Here is a 16,223-nt window from a genome sequence, read left to right as displayed (position 1 = left end):
CCTCGATCTTTCGTGAGGGTCCGCCGACGGAGTCGGCGGGCCCTCACGCGTGCTGTTTCTGAGTCCGGGCAGGCCGAGGGCCCGGCTGTCGCGTCGGGTGGGCGCCGGGTTCCACTGCTCCGGGTCGGGGTGGTGCTGCTCGCAGGAACAGGCGGATCCGCTGGTCAGCCGGGGTTGGGCAGGAGGGCGAGCCGTTCGAGGGCGGCGGTGATGTGGCCGGTCCAGGGCCAGTGCCGGGCGAGGCGGAGGATGCGGCGGCGGCCGGTGGTGACGAGCTGGCCGGCCGCGGTGAACAGGCGCAGCCGCAGGCGGCGGGGTTCCCAGAGGCGGGCGGTGCCGGTGAGGGCGAGCATGGGCATCCAGGCCAGCAGGTCGAGGGCTATCTGGACGATCTCGAGCCAGACCTTGTTCTGGGCGGTGGTGTGCAGGGGCAGGTTGCGCAGGCCGGTCGTGCGGGCGGCCCGGATGCGGTCCTCGGCCCGGGCCCGCAGCCGGTGACGGAGCTCGAGCTCGGCGATCGGCCGGTCAGGGGTGTTGGTCGCGAAACACGTGATCCGCATGCCGTCGGCGTCGGTGAGCCGCAGCTGGGCGCCGGGGTGCGGTCTTTCCTTGCGGACGATCAGCCGCATGCCCTTGGGCCATCCGTCCAGGAGCTTGCCGGTGAGCTCGGCGACCCAGGCCCCGTCGCGGATCTCGCCGCCGGTCTCGACGGCCGCCGTCCAGGCTGAGGCGGGGGCCTTCAGCACGTGTTCGTGGATCGCGTCGGTGACCGTCATGCCGACTGAGTAGGACAGCCACCGCCCTCGCCGGGCGAGCCAGGACACGAAGTCGTGGGTGCCGCCCGCGGAGTCGGTGCGGACCAGGGTCCGGCGCCCTCGCCGGTATTGCTTGGGCAGCTGGGCCAGGGCCAGTTGGGCGGTGGTGATGTGGTCGGCAGCGGTGTTCGAGCCCGCGTTCCCCGGCCTGAGCAGGGCGGCGACCGGCTCTCCGGTTCCGCCCGGGCCGTGGTCGACGAAGGCCGTCAGCGGGTGGTGGCCGTAGGTCTTCTTCCAAGTCGCGGCCGCGTCCTGTTTGTCGGAGTGGGCGACCACGAGGACGCCGTCGAGATCGACCGTGACCTGGTCGTCGGCGTCCGGGGCGTTCTCGCCGGCCAACGACCAGACCCGCTGCCGGGCTTCGGACCGTGCGGCGCGGATGGCGGTCAGGGCCTTCTCGCCGGAGGCGGCGAGGGTGTCGATCAGACGGGAGACGGTCGGGTCGGAGGCGACCGGCCCGAAGAGGGCCGGCTCACACCGCAGCACCGCAACGTCCGCGAGGCAGTCTCCGCCCAGAGCGACCGCCAGGGCGACGTCCAGAAGGACCTTGCCGGGATCGTGGACGGCCCGCGGTTTGCGCCACGGTGCCAGAGCTGCGGATATGGCCTGGTCAAGACCGGTCTTGCGGACCGTTTCGACGAGCAGGACCGACCCGGCCTGGGAGACGACCTGGCGGCCGTCGTCCTGGACACGGACGCGGGGGTAGGGCCCGGTAGAGTGCTTCACCTGGGAAGTGCCTCCGGCGATGGCAGGAACAAGGACCTCGACAATCCTCATTCTTGCTGGTCAGAGGCACTTTCTGCTTTCCTGACCGCCTGCCGGACAGCCCACTTCATGAAAGCGCGAGGCTAACCGGTGCGCCGCCGGGCCGGCTCAGGGCGGGCCGGAGCCGTGCAGCCACACCGCCCCGTACACCGCGGCGCCGAACGCCGCCAGGGTCAGGACCGTCGCCGAGGCGGCCGTACGCCACCGCGCCAGGGCGACCGCGGCGGGCAGTAACAGCGGGAAGGCCGGCAGCAGCAGTCGCGGCTTGGAGCCGAAGTAGCCCTTGGCGCACAGCGCGAGCACCACGACGGTCCCCGCGTACGCCAGCAGCGGCAGCGGCTGCCCCCGCCGCACGCACAGCACGTACAGCCACACCACCAGGGCCACCCCGGCGAGCAGTCCCACGCCGCCGATCACCGATCCGGTGAGGTGCTCCCCGATGAACACGGCGAAGGCCAGTCCGCCGTCGAAGCCGTTGCCCCACTGCCCCTGCACGTCGAGGTAGCCGACCGGACTGCCGGTCCGCAGCCCCACCCAGCCCACGTAGCCGAACCAGCCCAGCGGGGCGAGGAGCACCCCGGCCGCCGTGTTCGGCTCCCACCGCCGCTCGCGGCGGAACCGCTCGGCGGCGGCCAGCCACACCGCCGCGACCACCGCGGCCCCCACCGGGCGGGTCAGTCCGGCGAAGGCCGCCAGTGTGCCCGCCCACACCCACCGGCCGGTCAGCACGGCGTACACCGCCCAGGCGGCCAGGGCCGTGAACAGCGACTCGCTGTAGGCCATCGACTGCACGATCCCGACGGGCAGCGCGGCCCACAGCACGGCCAGCGTGACGCCCGCCCGTCTGCCGTGGAGACGGTCGCCGATCGCGAACAGCGCGGCGGCGGCGCACAGCGAGCAGACGGCGCTGACGGCCAGCCCGGCGTCGGGCGCGCTCAGCGGGAGCAGGGCGGACAACCCTCGCTCCAGGGCGGGCAGCAGCGGGAAGAAGGCGAGGTCGGGATGGGCGCCGCCGTCGGGCAGGCGGGCGGTGTAGCCGTAGCCGTCCTCGGCTATTCGGGCGTACCACAGCGAGTCCCAGCGGGCGGACAGCAGTGTGTGCGCGCTCTCGCCCTCCGCCGCGGCCCACCCGGCCAGTACCAGCAGGCCCAGCGCCCGCACCCCGGCGTAGGCCAGCAGCGCGGGCGCCGCGTACCGCAGGGTCCGGCCGGGGGACCGCGCGGGCGGTGCCGGCGGCGGGCGGCCGGGGAGGACGCCGGCACCGCCCGCGCGGCGGGGGCCGGGCAGGCGGCCGATGACGGCCGCCGACGGACCGTATGCGGGGGTCTCGGACCCCTGCGGTGGGGGAGAGGGGGGCAGCAGATCGCTCGCGGGCATGAACGAGGAGGCTATAGGGCCGGGGCGAAGTGATGAGATGGGTTTCGGACCGGCGTCAACGTGAGGCGCGCCACGTGACCGTGCGGAGGACTCGCGTACGCTGACGCACTACTCGACCCTCCACACCGGGCCGGACGCTCCCCCGGCGTCCCGGCATTCCCCCCGGCGGCGGTGCGAGCGCTACAGGAGGTGCGTACATGTCCGGGACGACCACGGCCAAAGTCACCAGGGCGGCGGACGTCCCCCGGCAGAGACCGCGACGGACGGGACCGGCCGGCCCCGGCGGCGGTCCCCCCGCACCGGGCGCGGGCGCGAGCCGCTGGACCGTGCTGGTCGTGCTGTGCGCCAGCCTGCTCCTGGTGGCCGTCGACGCGACGGTGCTGCACGTCGCCGTCCCCGCGGTCTCCCAGGCGCTGCGGCCCGGCGCCATCGAACTGCTGTGGATCGTCGACGCCTACCCGCTGGTCTGCGCCTCCCTGCTGATCCTCTTCGGCACCCTCGGCGACCGGGTCGGGCGGCGCAGGGTGCTGCTGTGCGGCTACGCCGTCTTCGGCGCGGCCTCGGCGCTGGCGGCGTACGCGCACGCCCCCGAGATGCTGATCGCGGCGCGCGCGCTGCTGGGGATCGGCGGTGCGATGATCATGCCCGCGACCCTGTCGATACTGCGCCAGGTCTTCCCCGACCGCCGCGAGCGGGCGCTGGCCATCGGCGTGTGGAGCGCCGTCGCCGCGGTCGGCGCCGCGGTGGGACCGCTGGTCGGCGGCCTGCTGCTGGAGCACTTCTGGTGGGGCTCGGTCTTCCTGGTCAACATCCCGCTGATGCTGCTGTGCATCCCGCTCGGACGCCGCCTGCTGCCGGAGTCCACCGGTGACCGCGACGGCCCCTGGGACGTGGTCGGCGCCCTGGTGGCCGCCGCCGGGCTGGGCGCGCTGATCCTGGGCGTGAAGCGGGCGGGCGGCGGCGAGGTGCTCCACCCGGGCACCCTGGTGCCGCTGGTGCTGGGCGCGGTGCTGCTCGCCCTCTTCGTACGCCGCCAGCTGCGCCGCCGCCACCCCCTGGTGGACTGCGCCACCCTGGCCCGGCCCGCCTTCGGCACGGCGGTGGCCTGCATCGTGCTGACGGTGCTGGCGCTGGTGGGCCTGGCGCTGATCGCGGCCCAGTACCTCCAGCTCGTCCTCGGGCTCTCCCCCCTGCAGACCGGACTGCGGCTGCTGCCGCTCAGCCTCGCCGCGATCGCCGCCGGGCTGGCCGGCTCCCGGATGCTGCGCAGGCTGGGGCCGCGCGTCATGGTGCTGGTGGGCTTCCTGCTCACCGCCGCCGCGGTGCTGGCGCTGACCGGCGTCGGCCTGCGGGACGAGCCCGGCCTGCTCGTCTGCGGCTTCGTCGTGCTGGGCTTCGGGCTCGAGACGACGCTGTTCGGCGCGTACGAGTCGATGCTCAGCGAGGCCCCGGCCCACCAGGCGGGCGGCGCCGCGGCGATCGGCGAGACCGCCTACCAGCTCGGCGCGGGGATGGGCATCGCGGTCCTGGGCACCGTCATGAACGCCGCCTACGCCCCCGGGGTGCGGGGGGCGGCCGGTGTGCCGGAGGCGGCCGGGGAGGACGCCGCCCACTCGCTGGGCGCGGCGTACGAGGTCGCCGAACGGCTCGGCGGGCCGGCCGGTGAGGCACTGCGCGAGGCGGCGCGGGAGTCGTTCGTCCACGGACTGCACGTGGCGCTGCTGGTCAGCGCGGGCCTCCTGCTGCTCGGCGCGCTGGCCGCGCTGCGGCTGCCGCGCGCGATGGGGGCCCCGGGACAGGGCGGGGGCCCGGACGGGGGCCCGGACAAGGCTCAGGACAGGGGCCGGGCTCAGGAGCAGGGCAGGAACCGGGCTCAGGAGCAGGGCGGGGGCCCGGACGGGGGCCGTGGGGAGAGGCCGGCGAAGGAGCCGGGCCGGGCGGACCGGGACGGCGCCCCCGCACGGGCCTGTGCGTCCCCCGACCCCGCCGAACCGCCCGGCCGGCCGGGCGGCCCCCTCTTGTCCAGCGGGATTACCCGGCCGTAACGTCGGGCGCGACCCTCGAAGATCCCCAGCCGGAGGCCACCGTGTCCAGCTCCGCCCCGCCCCCCTTCGATCCCGCCGACCCCCTCGGCCTGGACGATCTGCTCGCCCCCGAGGAGAAGGCGGTCCGCGACACCGTCCGCTCCTGGGCCGCCGACCGGGTGATGCCGCACATCGCCGAGTGGTACGAGCGCGGCGAGCTGCCCGGCATCCGGGAGCTGGCCCGCGAACTCGGCTCGATCGGCGCCCTGGGCATGTCCCTGGAGGGCTACGGCTGCGCGGGCGCGTCCGCCGTCCAGTACGGGCTGGCCTGTCTGGAGCTGGAGGCCGCCGACTCCGGCATCCGCTCACTGGTCTCGGTGCAGGGCTCGCTGGCGATGTACGCCATCCACCGCTACGGCTCCGAGGAACAGAAGCAGCGGTGGCTGCCGCGCATGGCGTCCGGTGAGGCCATCGGCTGCTTCGGGCTCACCGAGCCCGACCACGGCTCCGACCCGGCCGGGATGCGCACCCACGCCAAGCGGGACGGGGGCGACTGGGTGCTCAGCGGCCGCAAGATGTGGATCACCAACGGCTCGGTGGCCTCGGTCGCCGTCGTCTGGGCCCGCACCGACGAGGGCGTGCGCGGCTTCGTCGTGCCCACCGACACCCCCGGCTTCTCCGCGCCCGAGATCAGGCACAAGTGGTCCCTGCGCGCCTCGGTCACCAGCGAACTGGTCATGGACGGCGTACGGCTGCCCGCCGACGCGGTGCTGCCGGAGGTCACCGGGCTGCGCGGCCCGCTGAGCTGCCTGAACCACGCCCGCTACGGCATCGTCTGGGGCGCGATGGGCGCGGCCCGCTCCAGCTTCGAGGCGGCCCTCGGCTACGCGCGCACCCGCGAGCAGTTCGGCCGGCCGATCGGCGGCTTCCAGCTCACCCAGGCCAAGCTCGCCGACATGGCGCTGGAACTGCACAAGGGCGTCCTGCTCGCCCACCACCTGGGGCGGCGGATGGACGCGGGCAGGCTCCGTCCCGAGCAGGTCAGCTTCGGCAAGCTCAACAACGTGCGCGAGGCGATCGAGATCTGCCGCACCTCCCGCACGATCCTGGGCGCCAACGGGATCTCCCTGGAGTACCCGGTGATGCGGCACGCCACGAACCTGGAGTCGGTGCTGACCTACGAGGGCACCGTGGAGATGCACCAACTGGTGCTGGGCAAGGCGCTCACCGGCGTCGACGCGTTCCGGTGAGCGCCTTGACCGGCGCCGGCACCGGTGCCGGCGCCGGCGCCGGTCAGCTCTGGTTGAAGAAGCCGTCGGGGCTGCGGCGCTCCTGGCCGCTGATCACCTGGTAGTCGGGAGGGGTCAGCAGGAAGACGCGCGTGGCCACCCGCTCGATCGAACCGCGCAGGCCGAAGGTCAGGCCGGCGGCGAAGTCGACGACCCGCTTGGCGTCGGCGGACTCCATGGCCGTGAGGTTCACGATCACCGGGACGCCCTCCCGGAAGAGCTCGCCGATGCCCCGGGCGTCCCGGAAGCCGTCGGGGGTGACCGTCGCGATCCGGGTGCCCTGGTCCTGGGCGGTCTCGGCGGTCACGCGCACCCGAGGGTCGGTGACCCAGGCGTCACGGGCGTCCTCGGGCTCGGAACCCTCGGCGTACTCGTCGTCGTAGTAACGCATCTCGCTGTCGTCGACGAGGCCCAGCCAGGCACTCGCCTTGCGCACCGATCCCATGGACGCCTCCTCTCACATGCACGGTCCACCGTGTCTGGCAGCGCCTCCGCCGCGGGGCCCGCACCCCTATCGTCGTCCATGATGCTGACAACGCGCCAAACAGTTACCCGTTCCGCACGGGATTCGTGACGGTTCTGGTGCACAGGACGCGCGTGGCGCGCCCCCGCGGCGAGGGCCGGGAGCCTGTAGGGGCGGTGACACGGCGCCGAACCGGGCGGCCCCGCCGGACGAGTGGTCACCAAAGGCATACGGGTGAAGTGCCCGGTATCGTGACACCCACTCATGCTTCAGGGGTAACGGGGGGAAACTTGTTCGGCATCATCAGGCCGTGCCGTCACCGGCTGGGCGAGCGGCTGCTGACCGCCTGGACCGCGCATCTGTGCGGGCTCTGCCTCGCGCTGCGCGGCGACCACGGCCAGTTCGCGCGCGTCGTCACCAACTACGACGGGATCGTCGTCTCCGCGCTGACCGAGGCGCAGACACCGCGCCCGGCGAACGGCTCCGGCGCCCTGCGGCGCACCGCCGGCCCGTGCCCGCTGCGCGGTATGCGCACCGCCTCCGTGGCCCGCGGCGAGGGCGCCCGGCTGGCCGCGACGGTGTCCCTGGTGCTGGCCTCCGTCAAGGTGCGCGACCATGTCGCCGACGGGGACGGGGTGATGGCGCGCCGTCCGGTGGCCGCCGCGGCCCGCAGGATCGCGGCCGGCTGGGACCGGGCGGGGGCGCGTACCGGTGCCGAGCTGGGCTTCGACACCGCGGTGCTGACCGAGGCCGCCCTGCGGCAGCCGCTGGTGGAGGCCGGGACGGGCCCGGGAGGTCCGCTGGTGGCGGTCACCGAGCCGACCGAGGCCGCCACCGCCGCCGCCTTCGCCCACACCGCCCGTCTCGCCGGCCGGCCCGGCAACGTGGAGCCGCTTGCCGAGGCCGGGCGGCTCTTCGGACGGCTGGCGCATCTGCTGGACGCCGTCGAGGACCTGGCCGCCGACGGGGAGGCGGGCGCGTGGAATCCGATCGCCGTCACCGGTACCCCCCTGCCGGAGGTGCGCAGGCTGTGCGACGACGCCGTGCACGGCGTACGACTGGCCCTGCGGGACGTGGAGTTCGCGGACGAGGAGGGCGCCGAACTGGTGCGGGTGCTGCTGGGCCGCGAGGCGGGGCACGCGGTGGACCGTGCCTTCGCGGCGGCGCGCGTCCATCCGCCGCGCCCGGGGCACCCCGGCCCTCCGGGAGGCCCCGGAGGCCCGTTTCCCGGTCCGTCGCGCCGCCGGGGTGCGGTGGCCGGATGCATGGTGTGGACGGGGCTTCTGTGCACCGGACAGATTTGCTGCCGCAATGAGTACGAGGACCCCTGGTCGGGGCGCAGGCGCGAGGGCCTGTGCCGGTCCTGCGACTGCTCCGGCTGCTCGGACTGCTGCGAGTGCTGCGGGAGCTGCGGCGACTGCTGCAGGTGCTGCAACAGCTCGGGGGGATCGGGGAGTTCCGGCGGTTCGGGCGGCGGCGACGGAGGATGCGACTGCAACTGCGGCTGCGGAGGCTGCGACTGACGGCGCCTCACGTCCGTTATGCGGGGTTACCGGTGCGCTGAGCGATGCAACTTGGCGCAACGGCACCCTTGCGCGCACGGATCGAACGTGTGAATACTCCCTCCCGGTGCTTGTCAGGGACGCGTCGCACAGCGGGTCCCCGGCGGCTCCGCCTGCCCGCGCCCCATCGCGGGTTCCCCCCATTTCCTTCACAGGAGGAACAGCCAGTGAAGACCGAGCGCACCTCCCCCCACGGCGCTTCCGCCAGACGAGGCCGCATCCGCCTGATCGCCGCGGCCTCCGCCGTCGTCGCCGCCGCGGCCATGGCCCTGCCGACCTCGGCGAGCGCCGCCCCCGCTCCCTCGCCCGCGGCCCAGGTCGCCATGGCGGACAAGGCGATGAAGACCGCGGATGTCGGCGGTACCGCCTGGTACACCGACAAGGAGACCAACACCCTGGTCGTCACGGTGGACAGCACCGTCAGCAAGGCCGAGATAGCCAAGATCAAGAGGACCGCCGGCGCGGGCGCGGACGCCATCCGCATCGAGCGCACCCCGGGCAAGTTCAACAAGCTGGCCTCCGGCGGCGACGCCATCTACCGCAGCGGCGGCGGGCGCTGCTCGCTGGGCTTCAACGTCCGCAGCAGCAGCGGAACGCAGTACTTCCTGACCGCCGGGCACTGCACCGACGGCTACCCCTCCTGGTCCTCCAGCGCCGGCTACCTCGGGCCGACGGCCGGTTCCAGCTTCCCGGGCAACGACTACGGCATCGTCCGGCACGACAACTCGCAGTCCAAGCCGGGAGCGGTCGGCAACCAGGACATCACCCGTGCCGCCAACCCGTCCGTGGGCCAGACCGTCTACCGCCGCGGCAGCACCACCGGCACCCACAGCGGCCGCGTCACCGGTCTGAACGCCACGGTCAACTACGGCGGCGGCGACGTCGTCTACGGCATGATCCAGACCAACGTCTGCGCCGAGCCCGGCGACAGCGGCGGCCCGCTGTACTACGGTTCCACCGCCTACGGCCTGACCTCCGGCGGCAGCGGCAACTGCACCTACGGCGGCACGACCTTCTTCCAGCCGGTCGTGGAGGCGCTGAACGCGTACGGCGTGAGCGTCTACTGACCCCACCGCCTCAAGAGCCCCCGCCCGGTCCCGCCGGGCGGGGGCTCCGCCGTGCCCGGCGTGCCGGACGGCGCCGGTGCGGGGATGATGGCGGAGTCGGTCGTCACCCTCCGGGGCGGTGTGCGCACTGTGCGTGTGTATCCCCGTCGGCCGAGGAAAGGATGACCGAGCCGGACATTCCTCCGGGGCCGCGCCCCCCACACAGGCGGCCCCACCCCCCACGGGAGGCACTGTGCTGAAACACCGACGGACACTCACGCGGCGCATCGCCATCGCGGGCGTGGGCGTGGCGGCGATGCTCTCCGCCCCTCTCGCCCCGGCGAGCGCGGACACCCCGGCCCCCGTCGCGCCCAGACCGCTCACCCCCACCGCCGCGGGGCAGCTGGCCTCGACCCTCGCAGGCGACCTCAAGGACGACATGGCGGGCGCCTACTACGACGCCGAGGGGCGCAAACTGGTGGTCAACGTCCTCAGCGGGGCGGGCGCGGAGAAGGTCCGGCAGGCCGGTGCCGAGCCCCGGATGGTCAAGCACTCCCTCGCCCGGCTCGACGCCGTGCGGAAGGACCTCACGGCCAAGAGCGTCCCCGGCACCGCGCGCGCCGTCGACCACCGGCTCAACAAGGTCGTCGTCACCGCGGACAGCACGGTCGGGGGAGAGGAACTGGCAGGCCTGGAGAAGCGGGTGGCGGCGCAGGGCGACACGGCGGTCCTCAGGCGGGCCGAGGGGAGGTTCGCGCCTCTGGGCCTGGGCGGTGACGCGATCTGGCGCGGAGACGGCGCCCGCTGCTCACTCGGCTTCAACGTGGTCAGGAACGGCATGCCGTACTTCCTCACCGCCGGCCACTGCGCCCGGCTCTTCGACCGCTGGTCCGCCACCCGGTCCGGGCGGAGTGTCGGGATCACCGTGGCGAGCGAGTTCCCCGGTGACGACCACGCACTGGTGCGGTACACCACCCGCACGGACCACCGGAGCCGGGTGAACCTGTACAACGGGTCCAGCCACGCCATCACCCGGGCCGCCGACCCCATCGTCGGCCAGCGGGTGCGGCGCAGCGGCAGCACCACGAAGGTCCACGAGGGCGAGGTCACGGCGGTGAACGTCTCTGTGACCTATCCCCAGGGCAGGGTCGACGGACTGATCCAGACCGACGTCTGCGCCGAGCCCGGCGACAGCGGCGGCCCGCTGTTCTCCGGCACCACCGGCCACGGCCTGACCTCCGGCGGACGCGGGGACTGCTCGCGGGGAGGCGAGACCTTCTACCAGCCGCTGACCGAGGCGCTGCGCGACCACGGCGCCCGGATCGGCTGACCGCCCCGCCCGGGGCAACCGCCCGGCCCCGCCTCCGAAGGGGAGACGGGGCCGGGCGGTGGAGTGCGCGGGCCGCGTACCGGGCGACGCCGGCCGGTACCTGTCGAAGCGGCCCCTCGGGGCTAGCGGGACTCGGCCGCGACCAGCTCCGCGATCTGGACGGCGTTGAGCGCCGCGCCCTTGCGGAGGTTGTCGCCGGCGCAGAACAGGGCCAGGCCGTTCTCGGCGGTCTCGTCGGCGCGGACGCGGCCCACGTAGGTCGGGTCCTGGCCGGCCGCCTGCTGCGGGGTGGGCACGTCGGAGAGGACCACGCCGGGGGCGCCCTCCAGCAGCTCCCGGGCGCGCTCGGGGCTGATCGGCCGCTCGAAGCGGGCGTTGATCTGGAGTGAGTGGCCGGTGAAGACCGGCACGCGCACACAGGTGCCCGAGACCTTCAGCTCCGGGATGCCCAGGATCTTGCGGCTCTCGTTGCGGAGCTTCTGCTCCTCGTCGGTCTCGCCCAGCCCGTCGTCCACGATGGAGCCCGCCATCGGCAGCACGTTGAAGGCGATGGGCCGCACGTACTTGTCGGGCTCGGGGAACTCGACCGCGGAGCCGTCGAAGGTCAGACGGGTGGCGTCGCCCTCGACCGCCTTGCGGGTCTGCTCGTCCAGCTCGGCGACGCCGGCCAGACCGCTGCCGGACACCGCCTGGTAGGTGGCCACTACCAGGCCGGTCAGCCCGGCCTCGGCGTGCAGCGGCCGCAGCACCGGCATGGCGGCCATCGTGGTGCAGTTGGGGTTGGCGATGATGCCCTTGGGACGCTCGGCGGCGGCCTGCGGGTTCACCTCGGAGACCACCAGCGGGACCTCGGGGTCCAGCCGCCAGGCGGAGGAGTTGTCGATGACCACGGGTCCGGCCGCGGCCACCTTCGGGGCCAGCGCCTTCGAGGTCGAGCCGCCCGCGGAGAACAGCACGACGTCCAGCCCCGTGTAGTCGGCCGTGGCGGCGTCCTCGACGGTGATCTCGCCGTCCTTCCAGGGCAGAGTCCGTCCGGCCGAGCGAGCCGAGGCGAACAGCCGCAGCTGCTCCACCGGGAAGTCGCGCTCGGCCAGGATCTCGCGCATCACTGCGCCGACCTGGCCGGTGGCTCCGACGATGCCGATTCTCATAGGACTCCTTCTGTCGTGCGTGTCCCGCTGCGTCAACCTTCTACCCTGCCCTGCCGGACGGGAGGGTGCCAATTTCTGTGGTCCACCTCACGCTCGTGGCGGTGGGCGCACACGGCGGTGGCGGCCGCCTCACGGCGGCCGCCACCTTCACTGTGCGGGATCGTCGGATGCCCGGGGTGCGGGTCAGCGCAGCGGGCAGCTGCCCCGGTACTCCTCGATCTGGAAGTCGGGCCCCGGCAGCGGGCACAGGAACTGCTCGTAACGGGTGTCGTTGTCCACGAAGCGCTTGAGCCAGGAGATGCTGTACTTCGCGATCTCGGTGTCCGAGGTGTTCGGCGCGAAGTGCGTGGCGTTGTTGAGCTCCATGTACGCCCGGTTGGTGGTGGACGGCAGGCTCTCGTAGAAGGGCTCGGCGTGGGAGCGGACCGGGGCGATGCTGTCGCCGTCGGCGCCGACGATGAAGGTCGGGACGGTGATCTCGCCCCAGGTCTTGTCGAGGTTCCACGGGGTGAGCGGGATCGCGGCCTTCAGGGAGGGCCGTTCCTTGGCGGCCTCCAGGCTGCCGCCACCGCCCATGGAGTGGCCCATGACCGCCAGGCGGCCGCTGTCGATGCGGTCGCGGACCGAGCTGCGCTGGGTCAGGTAGTCCAGCGCGGCCAGCAGCTGGTCGCCGCGGCTGCCGGGCTGGTCGTAGCGGGTGTTGGTGTCGATGGTGAAGACCACGAAGCCCTGCGAGGCCAGACGGGGCCCGTACCAGGCCATGCTGGACTGGCTGGCGGTGTAACCGGGCGAGATCGCGACCGCGCCGAAGGTGCCGTCGCTGGTATCGGTCGGGTAGTAGATCGTTCCGCCGCCGAAGCCGGACACCAGGGAGGACACCCGGTCCTCGGAGACGGAGTAGGGGCCGCGGACGGCCTCGATGCTCTGCTCGGTCGGGTCCGGGCCGCGCTCGTAGGGGTTCTCGGCGGCCTGGACGGCGGCCGGTGCGGCACCGGAGTCCTGGGTGGCCTGGGCGGTGGGAAGGGCGACGCTCACGCCGCCCAGGACCATGGCCAGGGCCACGCCCAGCTTCGTCAGGCGGTGGGGGACGCGGCGGTGTCTGGTGGCCGTGCCCGGGGTCGTGTCGTGCTGCTGCGGCTCCATGCTGACCCTTTCCAGGTGTGTGAGGGGTGACCTTCTGGGGTCGGACGGATGCATCGTGGTGCCGGAGCAAGCGGCTCCGCATCGGTGAAACCGCCGGTTCCGGCCGGGACCGGGTGCGGACGCGGACGGCATCACGGGCGCGACTGCGGGGCCATTGACGTACCGGCCGGTATGCCGCGAGGATAAGCAAGCGCTTAGTCGTGGCCCGTGAAGGAGATCCCGTGCCCCCTGCGAACGCCCCCGTGACCGACCCGGACGAACTGCGCCGACGTACCCAGGCCCTGCTCGCGGAGCACGATCCGGCCGTCACCGAACCGCTCGACTTCCTCCGCGCCCGCTACGACGCGGGCCTGGCCTGGGTGCACTTCCCCCACGGCCACGGCGGACTCGACGCGCCCCGCGCCCTCCAGGCCGTCGTCGACGCCGAGCTGGCCGCCGCCGGCGCCCCCGACAACGACCCCGGCCGCAACGGCATCGGCCTGGGCATGGCCGCGCCGACGATCCTGCGCTACGGCACCGAGGAACAGAAGAAGCGCTTCCTGCGTCCGCTGTGGACCGGCGAGGAGGTGTGGTGCCAGCTGTTCAGCGAACCCGGAGCCGGCTCCGACCTGGCGGCACTGGCCACCCGGGCGGTACGCGAGGGCGACTCCTGGGTGGTGGACGGCCAGAAGGTGTGGACCTCCAGCGCGCACAACGCCCGCTGGGCCATCCTGATCGCCCGTACCGACCCGGACGTCCCCAAGCACCGCGGCATCACCTACTTCGTCTGCGACATGACCCACCCCGGGGTCGAGGTGCGGCCGCTGCGCCAGATCACCGGCGAGGCTGAGTTCAACGAGGTCTTCCTCACCGGCGTCCGGGTCCCCGACGCTCACCGGCTCGGCGGGGTGGGGGAGGGGTGGAAGGTCGCCCAGACCACCCTCAACAACGAGCGCGTCGCCATCGGCGGCCGGCGCATGCCGCGCGAGAGCGGCATGATCGGCAAGGCCGCCGCCACCTGGCGCGAGCGCCCCGAACTGCGCACCCACGGCCTCCACCAGCGACTGCTGTCGGGCTGGGTCGGCGCCGAGGTCGCCCGGCTCACCGGCGAACGGCTGCGCCAGCAGCTCACCGCGGGCCACCCCGGGCCCGAGGGGGCCGGCACGAAACTCGCCTTCGCCCGGCTGGCGCAGGAACTCAGCGGCCTGGAGGTCGAGCTGCTGGGCGAGGAGGGACTGTCCTACGACGACTGGACCCTGCGCCGGCCCGAGATCGTGGACTTCACCGGCCGCGAGGCCGGCTACCGCTATCTGCGCGCCAAGGGCAACTCCATCGAGGGCGGCACCTCGGAGGTCCTGCGCAACATCATCGCCGAGCGGGTGCTGGGACTGCCCGCCGAGCCCCGCACCGACAAGGACCTCCCCTGGAAGGAACTGGCCCGATGACGGACCTTCTCTACTCGGAGATCGAGGAGGAGCTGCGCGCCAGCGTCCGCGCGCTGCTGGCCGACCGCTGCCCGCCCGAGAACACCCTGGCCCGCTGCGAGACGGGCGAGCCCTACGACCGCGCACTGTGGCAGACCCTCGCCCGCGACCTGGGCGCGGCCTCCCTGGCGGTGCCGGAGGAGGCGGGCGGCGCCGGAGCCTCGGTGCGCGAGGTGGCCGTGGTGCTGGAGGAGCTGGGCCGGGCGGCGGCGCCGACGCCGTACCTGGGCAGCGCCGTCCTGGCCACCACCGCACTGCTCGCCCTGGATGACGCGGACGGCGACGGCGGTGACGGCGGCGGGGCCTCGAAGCTGCTCGCGTCCCTGGCCGCGGGCGAGCGCACCGCCGCACTGGCGGTGCCGCTCTCCGCGATGCCCGGGACCGGGGCCTTCCCCCCGGCCGTACGGGCCGACAGCGCGGGCACCCTGACCGGCGCGGTCACCTCGGTCGCCGACGCCGCGGCCGCCGACGTCCTGATCGTCCCGGCCGAGGGCCGGGACGGGCCGGGGCTGTACGCGGTGGAGACCACCGCCGCCGCACTGGCCGTCGTACCGCGCACCTCCCTCGACCTCACCCGCCCGGTGGCCGACGTGACGCTCACCGGCACCGCCGCCCGGCGGCTGGCCGGCGCCGGGCGGGCCCCCGCCGCGCTGGAGCGCGCACTGCTGACCGGCGCCGGACTGCTCGCCTCCGAACAGCTCGGCATCGCCGAGTGGTGCCTGACCGCCACCGTCGCGTATCTGAAGGACCGGCGGCAGTTCGGGCGGCAGCTCGGCTCCTTCCAGGCGCTCAAGCACCGGCTGGCCGACCTCTGGCTGGAGGTGGTCGGGGCGCGGGCCGCCGCCCGGTACGCCGCCGACACCCTGGCCACCGGCGATCCGGACGCCCCCGTGGCCGTCGCGGTGGCCGCCTCCCACTGCGGGGAGCTGGCGGTACGGGCGGCCGAGGAGTGCGTCCAGCTCCACGGCGGCATCGGCATGACCTGGGAGCACCCGGCGCATCTGTACCTCAAGCGCGCCAAGGCCGACCAGATCGCGCTGGGCACCCCCGACCGCCACCGCGCCGCGCTCGCCGCGCTGGTGGACCTGCCGGCGCCGGTGGGCTGAGCCCGGCGGCCGCGCGGGAGGCCGGGGGCGGGAGGGGGCTCCCGGCCTCTTCGCTCCGGTCCCCCGCGTTCGAACGAGGGGGCGCCGGTGTCGGAGGGCGGTGCGATGATCGCGCACCATGAGAAGCCTGCGGAACAGAAGACGGCACAGGGAGATCGTCGACGTCCACCTCGTGCTGCGGCGCGGCGAGGAGGTGCTGCTCGCGCGCCGGGCGGGCACCGGTTACGCGGACGGCCTGCTGAACGCTCCGTCCGGCCACGCCGAGGACGGTGAGGACGTACGGGAGGCGTTGATCCGGGAGGCGTACGAGGAGATCGGACTGCGCCTGGCGCCCGGGGAGCTGAAGGTCGCCCTCGTGATGCAGCACCGCTCCCCGGCCGGGGACCCCCGGATGGGCTGGTTCTTCGAGGCGTGGGCGGATCAGGGGCGCGAGCCGGTCAACGCGGAGCCCGACAAGTGCTCGGAGCTGGGCTGGTTCCCGCTGGCGGCGCTGCCCGGCGACATGGTCGCCTACTGCAGGGCCGGGCTGGAGGCGTACCGGGCGGGCCACCGCTTCGCGCTGCACTGGCACCGGCCGGGGGACTCCATCGCCTACGACCCGGACGCTCCCGACCGGGTCGTGGTGCTTCCGGCCACCTGACCGGTGCGGAGGCGGGCGCGGCGGCCGTCACGCAGGCGGGCGCGGCGGC

At 74.0% G+C, this 16,223-nt stretch carries 12 protein-coding genes and 1 pseudogene; 8 read left to right on the top strand and 5 right to left on the bottom strand.

The genetic code is table 11. The annotated features are described in order from the left end of the window. Positions 1-164: 164 nt before the first annotated feature. Positions 165-1,541, bottom strand: a complete 1,377-nt coding sequence (locus CUT83_RS10155; RefSeq protein ID WP_101255530.1) for an IS1380 family transposase — start codon at positions 1,539-1,541, stop codon at positions 165-167. Positions 1,542-1,688: 147 nt separating this feature from the next. Beyond that, a complete protein-coding gene (locus tag CUT83_RS10150; protein ID WP_101255529.1) occupies positions 1,689-2,957 on the bottom strand; it encodes a mannosyltransferase family protein in 1,269 nt (422 codons plus the stop codon). 197 nt (positions 2,958-3,154) lie between these two features. Between CUT83_RS10150 and CUT83_RS10145 the strand changes: the two genes are divergently transcribed. Continuing rightward, complete coding sequence (locus tag CUT83_RS10145; protein ID WP_101255528.1) at positions 3,155-5,002, top strand: MFS transporter; 1,848 nt, start codon at positions 3,155-3,157, stop codon at positions 5,000-5,002. Between the two features lie 41 nt (positions 5,003-5,043). After that, a complete protein-coding gene (locus CUT83_RS10140) occupies positions 5,044-6,231 on the top strand; it encodes an acyl-CoA dehydrogenase family protein (RefSeq protein WP_101255527.1) in 1,188 nt (395 codons plus the stop codon). Positions 6,232-6,274: 43 nt separating this feature from the next. On the opposite strand, the gene CUT83_RS10135 is transcribed toward CUT83_RS10140, so the two are convergent. After that, positions 6,275-6,715 (bottom strand): cell division protein SepF, encoded by a 441-nt coding sequence (locus tag CUT83_RS10135; RefSeq protein WP_093851562.1) that lies wholly within the window; start codon positions 6,713-6,715, stop codon positions 6,275-6,277. 308 nt (positions 6,716-7,023) lie between these two features. On the opposite strand from CUT83_RS10135, the gene CUT83_RS10130 reads away from it, so the two are divergent. From CUT83_RS10130 to CUT83_RS10120, 3 genes are all read left to right on the top strand, one after another. After that, positions 7,024-8,256 (top strand): DUF5685 family protein, encoded by a 1,233-nt coding sequence (locus CUT83_RS10130; protein WP_240957866.1) that lies wholly within the window; start codon positions 7,024-7,026, stop codon positions 8,254-8,256. A gap of 206 nt (positions 8,257-8,462) precedes the next feature. Then, positions 8,463-9,362 (top strand): S1 family peptidase, encoded by a 900-nt coding sequence (locus CUT83_RS10125; RefSeq protein ID WP_101255526.1) that lies wholly within the window; start codon positions 8,463-8,465, stop codon positions 9,360-9,362. A 235-nt stretch (positions 9,363-9,597) separates the two neighbouring features. Continuing rightward, the gene (locus CUT83_RS10120; RefSeq protein ID WP_101255535.1) at positions 9,598-10,671 is read left to right on the top strand and encodes a S1 family peptidase; all 1,074 of its coding nucleotides are present in this window, start codon (positions 9,598-9,600) and stop codon (positions 10,669-10,671) included. A 122-nt stretch (positions 10,672-10,793) separates the two neighbouring features. Here CUT83_RS10120 and CUT83_RS10115 read toward each other — a convergent pair whose 3' ends face one another. After that, entirely contained in the window at positions 10,794-11,822 is a 1,029-nt protein-coding gene (locus CUT83_RS10115; protein WP_101255525.1) for an aspartate-semialdehyde dehydrogenase, read from the bottom strand. Positions 11,823-12,005: 183 nt separating this feature from the next. After that, positions 12,006-12,965: a bis(hydroxyethyl) terephthalate hydrolase gene (bdeA, locus tag CUT83_RS10110; RefSeq protein ID WP_101255524.1), complete on the bottom strand. Its 960-nt coding sequence runs from the start codon at positions 12,963-12,965 to the stop codon at positions 12,006-12,008. 242 nt (positions 12,966-13,207) lie between these two features. Here bdeA and CUT83_RS10105 point away from each other — a divergent pair, with 242 nt between their 5' ends. The 3 genes and pseudogenes from CUT83_RS10105 to CUT83_RS10095 all read left to right on the top strand — a co-directional run. After that, positions 13,208-14,389 carry an acyl-CoA dehydrogenase family protein gene (locus CUT83_RS10105; protein WP_101255523.1) on the top strand — a complete coding sequence of 394 codons (1,182 nt, stop codon included), beginning with the start codon at positions 13,208-13,210 and terminating at the stop codon, positions 14,387-14,389. Next, entirely contained in the window at positions 14,386-15,534 is a 1,149-nt protein-coding gene (locus tag CUT83_RS10100) for an acyl-CoA dehydrogenase family protein (RefSeq protein ID WP_101255522.1), read from the top strand. Before CUT83_RS10105 ends, CUT83_RS10100 begins: the two co-directional genes overlap by 4 nt. A 142-nt stretch (positions 15,535-15,676) precedes the next feature. Beyond that, positions 15,677-16,174, top strand: a pseudogene (locus tag CUT83_RS10095) (NUDIX hydrolase); the annotation flags it as partial. Positions 16,175-16,223 lie beyond the last annotated feature (49 nt).

It is taken from the genome of Streptomyces barkulensis (assembly GCF_002843305.1).
GTDB classification, from domain to species: Bacteria; Actinomycetota; Actinomycetes; order Streptomycetales; family Streptomycetaceae; genus Streptomyces; species Streptomyces barkulensis.
Note: the sequence above shows the minus strand (reverse complement) of the source record. Positions and strands in the feature narration are given on the sequence as shown.